The sequence below is a fragment of the Streptomyces sp. NPDC033180 genome (assembly GCF_055577645.1).
Genome location: NZ_JBVIPU010000003.1, coordinates 682915 through 699242 on the forward strand (window position 1 = coordinate 682915; position 16328 = coordinate 699242).

At 71.1% G+C, this 16328-nt stretch carries 15 protein-coding genes; 11 read left to right on the forward strand and 4 right to left on the reverse strand.

Features of this window, described 5'->3' with window-relative positions; all coding sequences use genetic code 11:
• The first annotated feature begins 40 nt into the window (after positions 1-40).
• The gene (locus ACZ5WE_RS13860) at positions 41-1759 is read left to right on the forward strand and encodes a BACON domain-containing protein (protein ID WP_467686192.1); all 1719 of its coding nucleotides are present in this window, start codon (positions 41-43) and stop codon (positions 1757-1759) included.
• A gap of 106 nt (positions 1760-1865) precedes the next feature.
• On the opposite strand, the gene ACZ5WE_RS13865 is transcribed toward ACZ5WE_RS13860, so the two are convergent.
• Positions 1866-2699, reverse strand: coding sequence for a DUF3109 family protein (locus ACZ5WE_RS13865; RefSeq protein WP_467686194.1), 834 nt, complete (start codon positions 2697-2699; stop codon positions 1866-1868).
• 71 nt (positions 2700-2770) lie between these two features.
• Between ACZ5WE_RS13865 and ACZ5WE_RS13870 the strand changes: the two genes are divergently transcribed.
• The 5 genes from ACZ5WE_RS13870 to ACZ5WE_RS13890 all read left to right on the forward strand — a co-directional run bounded on the left by ACZ5WE_RS13870 (position 2771) and on the right by ACZ5WE_RS13890 (position 8227).
• Positions 2771-3709 carry a Ppx/GppA family phosphatase gene (locus ACZ5WE_RS13870; RefSeq protein ID WP_467686196.1) on the forward strand — a complete coding sequence of 313 codons (939 nt, stop codon included), beginning with the start codon at positions 2771-2773 and terminating at the stop codon, positions 3707-3709.
• Positions 3710-3794: 85 nt separating this feature from the next.
• The gene (locus tag ACZ5WE_RS13875; protein ID WP_467686197.1) at positions 3795-4619 is read left to right on the forward strand and encodes a sugar phosphate isomerase/epimerase family protein; all 825 of its coding nucleotides are present in this window, start codon (positions 3795-3797) and stop codon (positions 4617-4619) included.
• The gene (locus ACZ5WE_RS13880; protein ID WP_467686199.1) at positions 4616-5245 is read left to right on the forward strand and encodes a TetR/AcrR family transcriptional regulator; all 630 of its coding nucleotides are present in this window, start codon (positions 4616-4618) and stop codon (positions 5243-5245) included. The genes ACZ5WE_RS13875 and ACZ5WE_RS13880 overlap by 4 nt, the downstream gene beginning before the upstream one ends.
• A gap of 137 nt (positions 5246-5382) precedes the next feature.
• The gene (gene ilvD / locus ACZ5WE_RS13885; RefSeq protein ID WP_467686200.1) at positions 5383-7236 is read left to right on the forward strand and encodes a dihydroxy-acid dehydratase; all 1854 of its coding nucleotides are present in this window, start codon (positions 5383-5385) and stop codon (positions 7234-7236) included.
• Positions 7237-7933: 697 nt separating this feature from the next.
• Entirely contained in the window at positions 7934-8227 is a 294-nt protein-coding gene (locus ACZ5WE_RS13890; RefSeq protein ID WP_467686202.1) for an SH3 domain-containing protein, read from the forward strand.
• On the opposite strand, the gene ACZ5WE_RS13895 is transcribed toward ACZ5WE_RS13890, so the two are convergent.
• Together ACZ5WE_RS13895 and ACZ5WE_RS13900 are read right to left on the reverse strand one after the other, a co-directional pair.
• Entirely contained in the window at positions 8206-8457 is a 252-nt protein-coding gene (locus ACZ5WE_RS13895; protein ID WP_467686204.1) for a hypothetical protein, read from the reverse strand. The two genes, ACZ5WE_RS13890 and ACZ5WE_RS13895, sit on opposite strands and share 22 nt — an antisense overlap.
• Complete coding sequence (locus ACZ5WE_RS13900; RefSeq protein ID WP_467686206.1) at positions 8454-10655, reverse strand: protein kinase domain-containing protein; 2202 nt, start codon at positions 10653-10655, stop codon at positions 8454-8456. Before ACZ5WE_RS13900 ends, ACZ5WE_RS13895 begins: the two co-directional genes overlap by 4 nt.
• 167 nt (positions 10656-10822) lie before the next feature.
• On the opposite strand from ACZ5WE_RS13900, the gene ACZ5WE_RS13905 reads away from it, so the two are divergent.
• The 5 genes from ACZ5WE_RS13905 to proC all read left to right on the forward strand — a co-directional run bounded on the left by ACZ5WE_RS13905 (position 10823) and on the right by proC (position 14582).
• Positions 10823-11365, forward strand: coding sequence for an EamA/RhaT family transporter (locus tag ACZ5WE_RS13905; RefSeq protein ID WP_467686207.1), 543 nt, complete (start codon positions 10823-10825; stop codon positions 11363-11365).
• A gap of 127 nt (positions 11366-11492) precedes the next feature.
• Positions 11493-11939, forward strand: a complete 447-nt coding sequence (locus ACZ5WE_RS13910) for a hypothetical protein (protein ID WP_467686209.1) — start codon at positions 11493-11495, stop codon at positions 11937-11939.
• Between the two features lie 225 nt (positions 11940-12164).
• On the forward strand, positions 12165-12956 hold the full coding sequence (locus ACZ5WE_RS13915) for an ABC transporter ATP-binding protein (protein ID WP_467686211.1): 792 nt from the start codon (positions 12165-12167) through the stop codon (positions 12954-12956).
• Positions 12953-13690 carry an ABC transporter permease gene (locus ACZ5WE_RS13920; RefSeq protein ID WP_467686213.1) on the forward strand — a complete coding sequence of 246 codons (738 nt, stop codon included), beginning with the start codon at positions 12953-12955 and terminating at the stop codon, positions 13688-13690. Before ACZ5WE_RS13915 ends, ACZ5WE_RS13920 begins: the two co-directional genes overlap by 4 nt.
• A gap of 79 nt (positions 13691-13769) precedes the next feature.
• Positions 13770-14582, forward strand: coding sequence for a pyrroline-5-carboxylate reductase (gene proC, locus ACZ5WE_RS13925; RefSeq protein WP_467686215.1), 813 nt, complete (start codon positions 13770-13772; stop codon positions 14580-14582).
• A 72-nt stretch (positions 14583-14654) separates the two neighbouring features.
• On the opposite strand, the gene trpS is transcribed toward proC, so the two are convergent.
• On the reverse strand, positions 14655-15665 hold the full coding sequence (trpS, locus tag ACZ5WE_RS13930) for a tryptophan--tRNA ligase (RefSeq protein ID WP_467686217.1): 1011 nt from the start codon (positions 15663-15665) through the stop codon (positions 14655-14657).
• Positions 15666-16328: the final 663 nt, after the last annotated feature.

Sequence of the window (16328 nt, forward strand, 5' to 3'; positions counted from 1 at the left end):
AGGAGGGACCCGGCATCATCCGCCTAACTTCGCACGGGTGATGAGCAGCAGCCCGGAAACCCCCACCCAAGCAACCGGCGCACACCGGGCGCATCGTGACGCGCGCCCGCGCGTTGTGCCCCGCTCGGCGCCGCAGGCGCCGCCCGCGCGCTATGAGCCCTACCTGGACGGCCTGTTCACGTACTGCCTGTCCGTGCTCTGCGATCACGACGCCGCGACCGCCGCCCTGGGCGACGTCCTCACCATCGCCGAGCGCCGCGGCTCACGCGGCCCCGCCACCGAGGCCGAACTGAAGTCCTGGCTGTACGCACTCGCCCGCTGGGTCTGCCTGCGCGCCCTCGCCGACGCCAAGCGCAAGCGGCAGGGCGGCGCGCACGCCTCCGGAGCGGCCTCTCGCGCCCCGAAGGCCGCCGAGGCCCCGAAGACGACCGATTCCGACACACCGCCGGACGAGGCGGAGCGGCAGCGGCACCGCGAGCTCGCCCAGCTGGCCTGGCCGGAGGCCGCCGGGACCACCCCCGAGCAGCGTGAAGCCCTGGAACTCGCCGTACGCCACCAGCTCACCCCCAAGGAAGTCGCCGCGGTCATCGGCATGGACCTCGTGAGGACCCGCGACCTCCTCGCCTCCGCCGCCTGCGAGGTGGAGCGCACCCGGGCCGCGCTCGCCGTCGTGGAGACCGGCACCTGCCCGATCGTCGCCCGCCTCACCGGCGACAACCAACTCCTCCTCGGCACGGCCCTGCGCCGCGAGCTCGTCCGGCACGTCGACGACTGCCCGCGCTGCCGCCGCACCGCCGAGCGCGCGGGATCGGGGGCCTGGCCCGGCACGGCGGCGTCCCCTGCCGCCCTGCCCGTCATCGAGGCCCCGCGGGCCGCCGTGCACATGGCGATGGCGCATGTCCCGCGCGCGCGGGGCGGCGGTCCGCGCTTCGACCGGCACGGATTCCCGATGGACCCCAAGGACCACGCGGCCCGCCGCGACCGGATGCGCGCGCGTGCCGTGACGACGACGGTCGTCGCCACCGTCGTGGCCGCCCCGGTGCTCGCGCTCTGGGCGGCGTACCGGGGAGCGCCGCTGACCGGCGAGGGCCAGGACGGCCGCTCGGTCAGCGCGAGCGAGGCCGGGGCCGACGGGATGAACGGCGACCGCAGACGCGAGGACTACGAGAACGCGGGCAACGCCCACACGCCCCCCGACCCCCGCTTCACCGCGGGCAGCCGCTCACCGGACGTCTCCGTGGAAGTCATCAGCGCCGGATCGTCCCCGTCACGCTCAGGGACCGGCGCGGGCCGCCTCACCGTCGATGCGCAGCCGAGCGGCGGGACAACGCTGATCACGCTCTCCGCGTCGGGGGGCGAACCGGTCCACTGGTCGGCGAGCACGGGGGCGTCCTGGCTCTACCTGAGCCGGTCCTCCGGGACGCTCGCACCGGGGGAGACGTCCACGATCCGCGTGTACGTCGACCACGAGCGGGAGCCCGCAGGGCACTGGAGCGCACGGGTCTCCATCGCGCCCGCGGGAGCGATCATCTCGATCGGCGGGTACGGCGCCGGATCGGGCCGCCCGACACATCCCGGCCCCCGGCCGACCCCGATCCCACCGAAGCCGAAGCCGACCCCGACGACCCCGGACCCGACGCCCACGCCGACGCCGACGCCGTCGGATCCGACCCCTACCCCGACGCCCACGCCGTCGGAACCGGGGGAGTCATCGCCCCCGCCGAGCGACAGCGGCGACCCGAGTCCGAGCGAGGGCTAATTCCTCCCCAACCCCGCCCCTTCCCGGCTGAGACGTTCGCGGCTCCGCCGCGGGCAACTCGGCGAAGCCGGTGACAGCGGCACGCAAGGCCTCGGGGCAGCAGATGTCAGCGAGAGGGATCCGCCGGATGCGGCGCAAGCAAAGGCAGCTGCGAAGCCAGTCGCTCCTCGCACAGCTCCGCGAGCCGGGCGTAGCCCTCCTTGCCCATCAGCTCCGTCAGCTCGGGGCGATAGGAGACGTACACCGGGTCACCGGCGCCGTGCGCCGACGTCGCCGACGTGCACCACCAGTGCAGGTCGTGGCCGCCGGGGCCCCAGCCCCGCCGGTCGTACTCCCCGATGGACACCTGGAGGATGCGTGTGTCATCGGGCCGGTCGATCCACTCGTACGTCCGCCGGACCGGCAACTGCCAGCAGACGTCCGGCTTCGTCTCCAGGGGCTCGCGCCCCTCCTTCAGCGCCAGGATGTGCAGCGAGCAGCCCATGCCCCCGGCGAAACCGGGACGGTTCTGGAAGATGCACGAGCCGTTGTACGGACGGGTCTGGCGCTCGCCGTCGTCGTCCGTCGACACCCACCCGCTCACCGTGCCGATGTCGTGGTGCTGCCAGATGTCCGGTGTGAGCCGCGCCACGGACTCGGCGACCCGCTTCTCGTCGTCCTCGTCCGAGAAGTGCGCGCCCAGCGTGCAGCAGCCGTCGTCCGCCCGGCCCGCCTGGATGCCCTGGCAGCCACTGCCGAAGATGCAGCTCCACCGAGAGGTCAGCCATGTCAGATCGCAGCGGAAGACCTGCTCGTCGTCCGCGGGATCAGGGAACTCCACCCAGGCGCGGGCGAAGTCGAGCCCCTTCTCGTCCGGCGGCGACGTCAGCACCTTCTCCGGCTTCCCCGACTTCTTCTTCGACTTCGTTTTGTCGGTCTTCGCCTTTTTCGTCTTTGGCACGTCTCCAGGGTATGCGCGCTGTACCCGGTCCGAGGACCAGCGACCGCCGGACGCGCAGTAGCGTTCCGTATATGAGACTCGGTGTCCTCGACGTAGGTTCGAACACGGTGCATCTGCTGGTGGTGGACGCCCACCCCGGCGCGCGCCCGCTGCCCGCGTACTCGCACAAGGCGGACCTGCGCCTGGCCCAACTCCTCGACGAGGCCGGGGCGATCGGCCCCGAAGGCGTCGACCGCCTCGTGGGCACCGTCCGTGACGCGATGGAAGCCGCGGAGGACAAGGGCGTGGAGGATCTGCTGCCGTTCGCGACCTCCGCCGTACGCGAGGCCAGCAACGCCGATCAGGTCCTCGCCCGCGTCAGGGAGGAGACCGGCGTCGACCTCCAGGTCCTCACCGGTGCCGAGGAAGCCCGCCTCACCTTCCTCGCGGCCCGCCGCTGGTTCGGCTGGTCGGCGGGAAAGCTCCTGGTCATCGACATCGGCGGGGGCTCGCTCGAAATCGCGTACGGAATCGACGAGGAGCCGGACGCCGCGGTCAGCCTGCCGCTCGGCGCCGGCCGTCTGACCTCCGCCTGGTTCCGCCAGGACCCGCCGGACCCCGCCGACGTGAAGGCGCTGCGGCGGCACGCGCGCGCCCAGATCGCGCGCTCGGTGGGCGAGTTCAGCCGCTTCGGCGCCCCGGACCATGTCGTGGCGACGTCGAAGACGTTCAAGCAGCTGGCCAGGCTCGCGGGCGCCGCTCGCTCCGCCGATGGCCTCTACGTCCAGCGTGAACTGAAGCGGAAGTCCCTGGAGGACTGGGTTCCGCAGCTGGCCGCGATGACGGCGGCCGAGCGCTCCGAGCTGCCCGGAGTCTCCGAGGGGCGGGCCGGACAGCTGCTGGCCGGGGCGCTCGTCGCCGAGGGTGCGATGGATCTCTTCGGGGTCGAGACGCTGGAGATCTGTCCGTGGGCGCTGCGCGAGGGCGTGATCCTGCGCAGGCTCGATCACCTGCCGTCGACCGGGGCGTAGACGTACGTCACATACGGCCCGGGTGTGCGGGAGACCACCCGGACCACCTCCCCCGCGTGCGGGCGCGGCCCGTACGCTGTCCCTCGTGGCAGAACCAGTGGTGCGCATCCCGGATGCGAAGGTCGCCCTGTCGACGGCCTCGGTCTATCCGGAGTCGACGGCGACGGCCTTCGAGATCGCCGCGCGCCTCGGCTACGACGGTGTCGAGGTCATGGTCTGGACGGATCCCGTCAGTCAGGACATCGAAGCCCTGCGCAGACTCAGCGACTATCACCAGATCCCGATCCTCGCCGTGCACGCGCCATGTCTCCTGATCACCCAGCGCGTGTGGTCGACGGACCCCTGGGTGAAGCTCCAGCGCGCGCAGACCGCCGCCGAGAAGCTGGGCGCCTCGACCGTCGTCGTGCACCCGCCCTTCCGCTGGCAGCGCGGATACGCGAACGCCTTCGTCGACGGAATCTGGCGGATGGCGGACGAGACGGACGTCCGGTTCGCCGTCGAGAACATGTACCCGTGGCGCTACCGCGACCGCGAGATGCTCGCCTACGCCCCCGACTGGGACGTCACCAAGGACGACTACCGCCACTTCACGGTCGACCTCAGCCACACCGCGACGGCCCGCACGGACGCGATGCAGATGATCGACCGCATGGGCGACCGCCTCGGACACGTCCACCTCGCCGACGGCAAGGGCTCCGCCAAGGACGAGCACCTGGTGCCCGGCCGCGGCACGCAGCCCTGCGCCGAGCTCCTGGAGCGCCTGGCGACGAGCGGCTTCGACGGGCACGTCGTCATCGAGGTCAATACGCGCCGCGCGATGTCCAGCGCCGAACGGGAGGCCGACCTCGCCGAGGCCCTCGCCTACACGCGGCTGCATCTGGCGTCCGCGGTGAAGGTGCCCCGCTCGTGACGGCTCCGGCAGCCGGCGGTGCGGCTCCGCGCCGCAGGGGGCGTCCTTCGCGTACGCAGTCCGCCGAGGGCCCTGCGATGCGGGACCGCATCCTGGAGGCGGCCCGCACCGAGTTCTCCGCCCGGGGGTACGAGAAGACGTCCGTGCGCGGGATCGCCAAGGCCGCCGGGGTGGACTCGGCGCTCGTGCACCACTACTTCGGTACGAAGGAGCAGGTCTTCGAGTCGTCGATCGAGGTGGCCTTCGCGCCCGCGCTCGACGCGCCGTCGTCGATCGAGGACGGCCCGCTCGACGGCGTCGGAGAGCGCCTGACCCGCTTCGTCTTCGGCGTCTGGGAGAACCCCGCGACCCGCGTACCGCTCCTCGCGATCGTGCGCTCGGCGGTGAACAACGACACGGCGGCGGCCGTCTTCCGCCGCCTCATCGCGACGCAGCTGCTCGGCAGGATGGCGAGCCGCATCGATCAGCCGGACGCGGAGCTGCGGGCGGAACTGGCGGCCGCGCAGCTGGTGGGCACGGCGATGCTGCGGTACGTGATCCAGGTGGAGCCGCTGGCATCGGCGGACCCGGAGGCGATCATCGCGCGGATCGCGCCGGTGGTGCAGGGGCATCTGACGGGGCCCTGAGCACGCTTCTGCACGGGCCGCTCACCGAGACGGCCGTCCCGCTATTCGGACAGCCTGTCCAGATCGTGGAGCGTCGGCGTACGCTCGAGAACAGTCGATCCTTATGTCTCTCCAGATCCCTGAAGGAGCGAGCGACGATGCCCGAGCTCAGGTCCCGCACAGTCACCCACGGCCGCAACATGGCGGGCGCACGCGCCCTAATGCGTGCCTCCGGTGTACCCGGCGCGGACATCGGGCGTAAGCCGATCATCGCCGTCGCCAACTCGTTCACCGAGTTCGTGCCGGGCCACACCCACCTGCAGCCGGTCGGCCGGATCGTCTCCGAGGCGATCGTCGCCGCGGGCGCCATCCCGCGCGAGTTCAACACCATCGCGGTCGACGACGGCATCGCGATGGGCCACGGCGGCATGCTGTACTCCCTGCCCTCCCGCGACCTGATCGCGGACTCGGTGGAGTACATGGTGGAGGCGCACTGCGCGGACGCGCTGATCTGCATCTCCAACTGCGACAAGATCACCCCCGGCATGCTGAACGCGGCCCTGCGCCTCAACATCCCGACGGTCTTCGTCTCCGGCGGCCCGATGGAGGCCGGCAAGGCCACCCTGGTCGACGGCACGGTCCGAAAACTCGACCTGGTCGACGCGATGAGCGACGCGGTCAACGAGAAGATCTCGGACGCGGACATCCTCCGTATCGAGGAGAACGCCTGCCCGACCTGCGGCAGCTGTTCCGGCATGTTCACCGCCAACTCCATGAACTGCCTGACCGAGGCCATCGGCCTCTCCCTGCCGGGCAACGGCTCGATGCTCGCCACGCACACCGGCCGCAAGGCGCTGTACGAGCGGGCGGGCGCCACGGTCGTCGAGATCGCCAAGCGGTACTACGACGGCGACGACGAGTCGGTCCTGCCGCGCAACATCGCCACGCGCGCCGCCTTCGACAACGCCATGGCCCTGGACATCTCCATGGGCGGCTCCACGAACACGATCCTGCACCTGCTGGCCGCCGCGCAGGAGGCCGAGCTGGACTACGGCCTCGCCGACATGGACGAGGTCTCGCGCCGCGTGCCCTGCCTGGCCAAGGTCGCCCCTAACGTGGCGCCCGGCGGCACGTACTACATGGAGGACGTGCACCGTGCGGGCGGCATCCCCGCGCTCCTCGGCGAGCTGTACCGCGGGGGTCTCCTGAACGAGGACGTGCACGCGGTCCACTCCAAGTCCATCAAGGACTGGCTGGACACCTGGGACGTCCGCGGCGGTTCGCCTTCCGCCGAGGCGGTCGACCTCTGGTACGCGGCCCCGGGCTGCGAGCGCTCGGCCACGGCCTTCTCCCAGTCGAAGCGCTGGGACACCCTGGACACGGACGCCGCGGGCGGCTGCATCAGGGACGTGGCTCACGCGTACTCGAAGGACGGCGGCCTGGCGGTCCTCAAGGGCAACCTCGCGGAGGACGGCTGCGTCGTGAAGACGGCGGGCGTCGACGAGTCGATCTGGACGTTCGAGGGCCCGGCGGTGGTCTGCGAATCACAGGAAGAAGCGGTCGACAAGATCCTCAAGAAGCAGGTGCAGCCGGGCGACGTGGTGGTCATCCGCTACGAGGGCCCCAAGGGCGGCCCCGGCATGCAGGAAATGCTCTACCCCACCTCGTTCCTGAAGGGCCGCGGCCTCGGCAAGGCCTGCGCACTGGTCACGGACGGCCGCTTCTCCGGCGGCACTTCGGGCCTGTCGATCGGCCACGCGTCGCCCGAGGCGGCGTCCGGCGGCACGATCGCCCTGGTCGAGGACGGCGACCGCATCCGCATCGACATCCCGAACCGCGGCATCGAACTCCTGGTCCCGGAGGCGGAGCTGACCGCCCGCCGCGAGGCACTCGGCGGCGTCTACGCCCCCAAGGCCCGAGAGCGCAAGGTCTCGGCAGCGCTGCGGGCGTACGCAGCCATGGCCACAAGCGCGGACCGCGGCGCGGTGCGGGACGTATCAAGGCTGGGCTAGACGCCGGCCTTGCCCGCCCGCCGCCCGGGCCTGCCTGCCTTCCGCCCGGGCCTGCTCCCGCCTTCCGTCCGGGCCTGCCTGCCTTCGGCCCGGGCCTGCTTCCGCCTTCCGCCCGGGCCTGCCTGCCTTCCGCCCGGGCCTGCTTCCGCCTTCCGCCCGGGCCTGCTCCCGCCCTCCGCCCGGGCCTGCCTGCCCTCCGCCCGGGCCTGCCCGCCTTCCGTCCGGGCCTGCCCGCCTTCCGTCCGGGCCTGCCCGCCTTCCGTCCGGGCCTGCCCGCCTTCCGTCCGGGCCTGCTTCCGCCTTCCGCCCGGGCCTGCTCCCGCCCTCCGCCCCCCATGCCCGGGCCCCTACCCCACGCCTGCCCCTGCCTCCGACGTCTTCTCCGGCCCCAGACGCCTGCCCCGGCCCCTGCCGCACGCCTGCCCCGGCCCCCGCCCCCGCCCTCACCCGGCGGGGCGGGTTGTCTCAGCCCGTCCGGCGTTTGAGGACGAACTCGGCGGAGCCGGTGATTGACGGTGAGCAAGGCTGCCGACGATGACGACCACCAAGGCCCCCGCGCCGAGCGGGTTTTCGGGAAGGGGCGGGGTCGGGGAAAGGAACTCCCCACTCCGCAACCGCCCCGCCACCCCCACGCGTCCCCCCAGTGACGAACATGCCAAGGGCGGCCACGAGCCGCCGCTTCACGGGGGAGAGAAGCATGAGCGAGAACGTCATAGCACCGGAATCCGCAGAGGCAATCGAAGCCGCGGCGGCAAAGACGTACCCCATCGCGGCGGACGTCAACGTCCGCTCCGGCCCGGGCACGTCCTACGGCAAGGTCGGCCGCCTCTCGGCGGGAACCCGAGTATCGATCCACTGCCAGAAGCCGGGCGAGAAGGTCACGGGCCCGACCGGCACATCGAAGCTCTGGGACCGCATCGGCAGCGGCCGCTACGTCTCCGACACGTACGTCCGCACAGGCAGCGACGGCTACGTGGCACCCCGCTGCTGACCCACCACACGCGGAAAGCAGCAAAAGCCGCGCAGGCCACCGAAGTGCACTTGGGCTCCGGCGGTCTCGCGCGGCTTCGGTGCGTCGAGGTGCACTTGGGCTCCGGCGGTCTCGCGCGGTTTTGTCGCGTCGAGGTGCACTTGGGCTCCGGCGGTCTCGCGCGGCTTCGATGCGTCGAAGTGCACCCGGCCTCCGGCGGTCTCGCGCCGCCTCGCCGCGTCCAAGCTCACCCGGACTTCGGCGGCTTCGTCGTGTCGAAGGAGAACACGGTGTTCTTGGCCGCCGCCACAAAAACCACCCGCCCCGAAACCGCGACCCGCGGACTCGCGTTCACCTCACCGCTGAGCCCCTCGGCCCGCGGATCGGTGCTCCACAGGGCCTTGCCCCGCGGCGAAACAGCGACCACGCGCCCGCTGGGCGAGCTGAAGTAAAGGACACCGCCGCTCGCCGTCGGCCCCGAGGCCCCTTCCACACCCGTCTGCCGGGACCACTTCTGCCGCCCGGTAGCGGGATCCACCGCGCTGATCCGCCCGGTCGGCTCGGCGAAGTAGACCGTGCCGTCCGCGATGCCGGGCGTAGCGCCGTACGTCTGCTTCAGCGGCCGGGTCGAGACACGACCGCTGCCCGGATCGACCCGCAGCACCTTGTCGTACCCGAGGAACTCGGGCCCCTTCAACCGCTGGTGGAGAAGTACGAGCCCGCCCTTGTCGCCACCCACCGGGTGCACGGGCCCCTCGACCGCGATGCCCTTGCCGAATGTCCCCGACCCGAGGTCGAGGGTATGGAGGACGGGGTTGCGCACCTCGATGTTCGCGACCTGGGCGGACGGCGCGCACATCGCGTACATCCGCTGACCCGCCGGGACCGGCGTGCACTCCGAGCCCGCGGGGAACGGCGTCGACCAGAGCAAGCGCCCGCTGTGCGCGTCCCTGGCCTCGACGCGCGTACGGCCGGGCTCGACCGACAGGACCGTCGAGCCGGAGAGAACCGCGTCCTGCGAGCGCCCGGTGTAGATCTGGGACTGGCCGCTGACCGGGCGGGACCACAGTTCCTTGCTGGTCCGGGCGTCCAACGCCACCAGCTGGACGGGCTTTCCGGACGACGCCGCGTCATCCGGGATGCGGTAGCCGAGGACGGTGTCGTCCGTGGCGCCCACGATGTGCATGCCCTGCATGGGCACGCCGGGGCTCTTCACCTTCCAGATCTCCTTGCCGTCGGAGATCCGCAGCCGGGTCGCGACGACTCCGCCGCCCCCGCAGAACAACGCGTCCCCGCGCGGCACGCAGCGCACCTCGTCCGGGATGCCCTTGTCGTTGGGCACGGTCGTGCGCCACGGCCGGAAGCCGTCGGGCAGGGGCGCCTCGGCAGCCGCGACCGTGCGGTCCTTGCCGTCCTCGCCACCGTCCCCTGCGGGGGCGTCGGAGGAGCCGAGCTGGAGCGCCGCGAGCCCGCCGCCGAGGGCGGCCACGGCGACGGCAGCGGCAAGCGCGGGGCGCCAACGGCGGCGCGGGCGAGGGCTGGCGGGGGTGCTTTCGGTCCCGCCACCCAGGGAGGACCGATGATGATGCTGCGTATCGATGTCCCGAGTGCGACTGCCTCGCACCCCCGCCGCGTCCCCCAACTCGACCGGCAGGTCCCGCAACCGCTCAAGAAGCTGGTCCGCCGAAGGGCGCGCGTCCGGGTCCTTGTCGAGGCACGGCTCGACCACCGCACGCAGGGCGGCCGGCACGGCGTCCAACTCCGGCGCCTCATGCACGACTTGATAGGCCGTCATGTAAGGGCTGTCCGCGTCGAACGGCCCCTGCCCCGTCGCCGCGTACACCAGCAACGTACCCAGTGAGAAAACATCGGACCGCGGCCCGACACCTCGCGGCGCCTGCAACTGCTCCGGCGACATGAAGGGCGGCGTACCGATGACCCGCCCCGTCATCGTCAGCGTCTGCTGGTCCGCGGCACGCGAGATGCCGAAGTCGATGACGCGCGGCCCCTCGGGCGAAAGCACGACGTTCGAGGGCTTCAGATCGCGGTGCACGACGCCCACGCGGTGGATGTCACGCAGCGCCTCCGTCAGACCGATGGCGAGCGTGCGCAGCTCCGCGCCGGTCAGCGGGCCCGTCTTGGCGATCCGCTGGGCGAGCGTGTGCCCCTCTATATAGGAGGTCGCCATCCACGGGTGCTCGGCCTCCGGATCGGCGTCGACCACGGCGGCGGTGAACGCGCCGCTCACCCGCCGAGCCGCCGCCACCTCCTGCCGGAAGCGGATACGGAACTCCTCGTCCCCCGCGAACTGCTGGTGGATCAGCTTGATCGCCACGGGTCGACCCGACGCCGTACGCGCCAGATAGACCGTGCCCATGCCGCCCGAGCCGAGCCGTGCCTCGAGCGCGTAGCCGCCGATCTCGGCTGGATCACCTCCGCGGAGCGACACTCTCCCCGACCTCCCGTCCCGCGTTCACCAGTTCTCGCATGGGCCCATTTACCTGTCCTGCCTCACAAACTAGCCGCCGAGTGGTACGGCAGGGCAAGGCGGGGGACGAATAGGGCGTGCCTGCCCGGCGCCACCGCGCCGCGGTCGCCCCGGGCGATACTCGCAGGGTGAGCGCAGATTCCAGCACCCCCGACCGCACGGGCGCGAAGGCCGCGACAGCCGCGTCATCCCCGGCCGCCGCGACGCCCCCCGGCCCGCAGCCCGAGCCCCTCCGCTTCTTCGGCACGACCTGGGTCGGCCACGACAACGGCTACGGCGCGCGCCGCGCGGGCGTTGCGGTGGGCTCTCTGCTCGCGGCCGCGGCCGGCTGCTTCGTGCTGCGTTTCGCGTACGAGGGCATGGCGATCGCGGACGTGGGCGCGTTCGTGAACTTCCTCGTCCTCATCATGTTCTCGATCTGCAGCGCGATCGCCTTCCGCCGCACGTGGGAGGGCTTCACCCGCCGCCACGACCCGGCGTCCCAGTCGTCGATGCGCGGCCTCATGACCATCGGCTTCGTAGGCGTCTTCCTTGCCTACTTCTTCCGCAGCCTCACCGAGGCCCCGGGCGAACAACTTCACCGGGAGGAACACGAAGCGGCCCGCGAGCAGTACACGAAACGCACTTCACGCCGCACAGGCAACCCGTCCCGAAAGAAGTGCAAGCCCTGACCCTTGGGACACGCACGAAGGCCTGCGAGGCCTGCAAGGCCTGTGAGGCCCGCGAGGCCCGCGAGGCCCGCGAGGTGCACGCGTAACCCGCAAGGTGCATGCGAGGGAGGGCACGTGCGCGGCGCCCGTGCCGTCGACGAGGGCGCGGACACCGCAGGCCCGGCCATGGTCGCCCAGCTCCCCGCAGCTCTGCCGGACGTCCCCCCTACTACGCAGCCTCGGCGACGCTCTCCCTCTCGCGGCCGACGCGGCCGACGCGGCCGACCTCATCACCTGCGCCCGGTCCTGGCACCGGACAACCCCGGCCCGCCCCTTGCAGGAGGCACTGCGCCTCCTGCACCCCGGCGACGCCCTCGCCCTCTGCTGGAACGTGCCCGACCCGGACACCACCTGGACCGCAGCCCAGGAGGAGCACCTCAAGTCCCGCATCCCCAGCCACCACCGTCGCGACATCAGCGCCCCCGCCCCCGGGATCACCGCCGGCCGCTCCCAGGCCTCCGTACACCTCGCGCACCTCGGCAGCCGTCCATACTTCGCGGTGCTGGCTTCCCCCCCCGGGACCTCACGGTCGTAGGCAATCTCGGCCCCCTAGGTAGGTCGTAGGCAATCTCGGCCCCCTAGGTAGCGGCCCCTCAGCCACGTAGAGCCCAACGCGTCTAGCCCAACACGTCGAGCAGCTTCCGCAGCCGCAGGCACGTCGCGCGGCCGACCGCCCGCACGACCGCACCCCCCGGAGGAAACAGCCCCAGCCGCGGTCGCCCCTTGACGTCCCCGGCCTCGAAGGCGCCATAATCATCGAATGATGAATATTGAGGAACCACCCGCCATCGAGGCGCGGGACCTGACCGTCGTCCGAGGCCCCCGCACCGTCCTCCGCGGCCTGGACTTCACCGTCCCGAAGGGCCAGATCACCGGCCTCCTGGGCCCATCGGGCTGCGGCAAATCCACCCTGATGCGCGCAACCGTCGGCACCCAGGCCAAAGTCACCGGCACCCTGAAGGTCCTCGACCAGCCGGCCGGCGCCCCCTCCCTCCGCTCCCGCATCGGCTACGTCACCCAGGACCCCTCCGTCTACGACGACCTGACCGTCCGCCAGAACCTGGACTACTACGCCGCAGTCCTGGACCCCGGCCGCGGCCCCGCCGCCCACCGCCGCCACGAACACGTCACCCGGGCCATCGACGACGTCGACCTGACGACCCACGCCGACGCCCTCGCGGGCAATCTCTCCGGCGGCCAGCGCAGCCGCGTCTCCCTGGCGGTGGCCCTCCTCGGCGCCCCGGAACTCCTCGTCCTCGACGAACCCACCGTCGGCCTCGACCCCGTACTCCGCCGCGACCTGTGGAACCTCTTCCACTCCATCGCCGCCGACCGAGGCACCACGATCCTCGTCTCCTCACACGTCATGGACGAGGCCGAACGCTGCCACCGCCTCCTCCTGATGCGCGAAGGCGAACTCCTCGCCGACGACACTCCGGACGCCCTGCGCACCCGCACCGCCACGGAAACCGTCGAGGCGGCCTTCCTCCACCTGGTCGACGAGGCCGACGCCGCCCGGAGCGGCACCACCCCCACCAGGAGCGCCCGATGAACTTGCACCGCACCCTCGCCACCGCCGCCCGCGTCCTGCGGCAGCTCCGTCACGACCCCCGCTCCATCGCGCTGATGCTGCTCGTGCCCTGCGTGATGCTGCTGCTCCTGCGCTACGTGTTCGACGGCAGCCCGCAGACCTTCGACTCCATCGGCGCCTCACTCCTCGGCATCTTCCCCCTCATCACGATGTTCCTGGTGACCTCCATCGCCACCCTCCGCGAACGCACATCGGGCACTCTCGAACGCCTCCTCGCGATGCCCCTGGCCAAGGGCGACCTCATCGCCGGCTACGCCCTCGCCTTCGGATTCCTCGCTGTCATCCAGTCCCTCCTCGCCACCGGCCTCGCCCTGTGGGCCCTCGGACTCGACGTCACCGGTTCCGCCTGGCTGCTGCTCCTGGTCGCGCTCCTCGACGCCCTGCTCGGCACGGCCCTCGGTCTCTTCGTCTCCGCCTTCGCGGCATCCGAGTTCCAGGCCGTCCAGTTCATGCCGGCCGTGATCTTTCCCCAGCTCCTCCTCTGCGGCCTGTTCACTCCGCGCGACAAAATGCAGCCGGTCCTCGAAGCGATCTCCAACGTCCTCCCCATGTCGTATGCCGTCGATGGCATGAACGAAGTCCTGCGCCACCCCTCCGTCACCGGCAACTTCGTACGCGACGCTGTCGTCGTCGCGGGCTGCGCCGTACTCGTCCTCGCCCTGGGCGCCGCCACCCTCCGCCGCCGCACGGCCTGACTCACCAATGCGAGGATGACCCCCACCAGAACGACCCCCGCACGACCCCGCTGACCCGCACCTGGAGGGTGACCCACACATGCCCCAGCCCGTCGCAGTCCTCGGTACCGGCAAGATCGGCGAAGCCCTCCTCAGCGGAATGATCCGGGCCGGCTGGGCCCCCGCCGACCTCCTGGTCACCACCCGCCGCTCCGAACGCGCCGCCGAGCTCCGCACCCGCTACGGTGTCGACCCCGTCAGCAACGCCGAGGCCGCCAAGCAGGCCGACACCCTCATCCTCGCCGTCAAGCCGCAGGACATGGGCCGCCTCCTCGAAGAACTCGCACCGCACATCACCCCCGATCGTCTGGTCATCAGCGCCGCCGCCGGCATCACCACCTCCTTCATCGAGGAGCACCTCGCCGAAGGCACCCCCGTCGTCCGCGTCATGCCCAACACCCCGGTCCTGGTGGACGAGGGCATGTCCGTCATCTCCGCAGGCAGCCAGGCCACCGCCGCCCACCTCGCCCACACCGAGGAGATCTTCGGCGCCGTCGGCAAGACCCTGCGCGTCCCCGAGACCCAGCAGGACGCCTGCACGGCCCTCTCCGGATCAGGCCCGGCGTACTTCTTCTACCTGGTCGAGGCCATGACCGACGCCGGCATCCTCCTCGGCCTGCCCCGCGACAAGGCCCACGACCTCATCGTCCAGGCCGCGATCGGCGCCGCCGTGATGCTTCGCGACAGCGGCGAACACCCGGTCAAGCTCCGCGAAAACGTCACCTCCCCAGCCGGCACCACCATCAACGCCATCCGCGAACTCGAGAACCACGGCGTACGAGCAGCCCTCATCGCCGCCCTCGAAGCCGCCCGCGACCGCAGCCGCGAACTGGCCTCCGGCAACAACAGCTGACCCCCGCGGACCCGGGGGCCCGGGGCCGCCCCCCCCGACGCGGCCCCGCACACCCCGGAGAGCGCTACGCCGCTACCGCTCCTCGTTCACCGGCGGCAGCAGGCCGATCGCGCGATAAGCGGTGTCCACCGTCGGCCTGGCCATCGCCCTGGCCCGCTCGGCCCCCTGCCGCAACACCTCCTCCACATACGCGGGATCCGCAACCAGCTCCTTGTGCTTCTCCTGCAGGGGCCTCAAGAGCTCCACCACGGCGTCGGCAGTGTCCTTCTTCAAAGACCCGTACGACTCATATACACCGCTCAAGCCCTCGGGGTTCCCACCCTCACAGGCAGCCAGGATCTCCAGCAGATTCGAGACCCCCGGCTTGGACTCCCGGTCGTACTCGACCTCGCTCCCGCTGTCCGTGACAGCACGCAGGATCTTCTTCCGCACGACCTCCGGCTCGTCCAGCAGATAGACGATCCCGGCCCCGGCATCGCCGGACTTCCCCATCTTCGACATCGGATCCTGCAGATCCATGACTCTGGCCGCCACCTTGGGATACGTGGCCCGCGGCACCACGAACGTGTGTCCGTACCGCTGGTTGAACCGCACCGCCAGATCCCGGGTGAGCTCGACGTGCTGCACCTGGTCGTCCCCTACCGGCACCTCGTCCGCCCCGTACGCCAGGATGTCCGCCGCCATCAGCACGGGATAGGTGAGCAGCGACAGCCGCACGCTCCCGCCCCGGGCCCGCTCCAGCGCGGACTTCTCCTTGTACTGGATCATCCGCCGCATCTCGCCGTCCGTCGCGACGCACTCGAGCAGATACGAGAGCCTGGCGTGCTCGTCCACATGACTCTGTACGAACACGGTGGCCCGCCCGGGATCGATCCCCGACGCGAGAAGCAGCGTCGCGGCCTGCCGACTGAGCCTGCGCACCCGACCGGGATCGTGGTCCACGGTCAGGGCGTGCAGGTCGACGACGCTGAACAGCGACTCGGCACGGTGCTGATCAACTTCTGCCCACTGGCGCACGGCGCCCAGGTAGTTCCCCAGGGTCAGGTGCCCCGTCGGCTTGATCCCGCTGAAGATCCTCGTCATCTCTCCGCCTCCTGGTCAGGACCGCCGGCCCGACGACCGGGCTCCGGGTCCTCCAGGGGGAGAAACAAGAAACGGCCGCCAAGTCGGCAGCCGTTGGGTACATGCGTATGTACGGCCGCCGTCAGGCGGCCCACCACAGCTGGGTGTGCGCATGTGTAGTCACGGCCCCACGGTAGCCCTCGCGGGCCGCCGTGTACCAGGGTTGACACGCCCAGACCGCGTACGTAGTGTTCTCCGAGTTGTCCGGCGTGAGCGCCGACCCTCGGTCGGTCCCCGGGCAGCCATTCCGCACAACCATTCAAACGATCGATGCCGTGTCATCTTCGATGCCCCGTCGTCTGTTCGTTTTCATGCGCTTTTGCGAAATGAGGAATCCGCGTTCGAAAGGACGCCCCCGATTAGCTCGGGAGCCAGGATTCCGCTAAAGTCTCACTCGTCGGAACGGCCCAACGGCCGGGAGGACAAGCCCCGCTGACTGGGAATCAGGCCCGAAAGGATCTGGTAGAGTCGGAACCGCTGGAAAGGGAAACGCGAAAGCCGAAAGGCCGGAGCGGGAACCGGAAAGGCGCCGAGGAAATCGGACACGAAAGAGTCTGATAGAGTCGGAAACGCAAGAACGAAGAACAAGAAGAAACACCGAAGGGAAGCGCCCGGAGGAAAGCC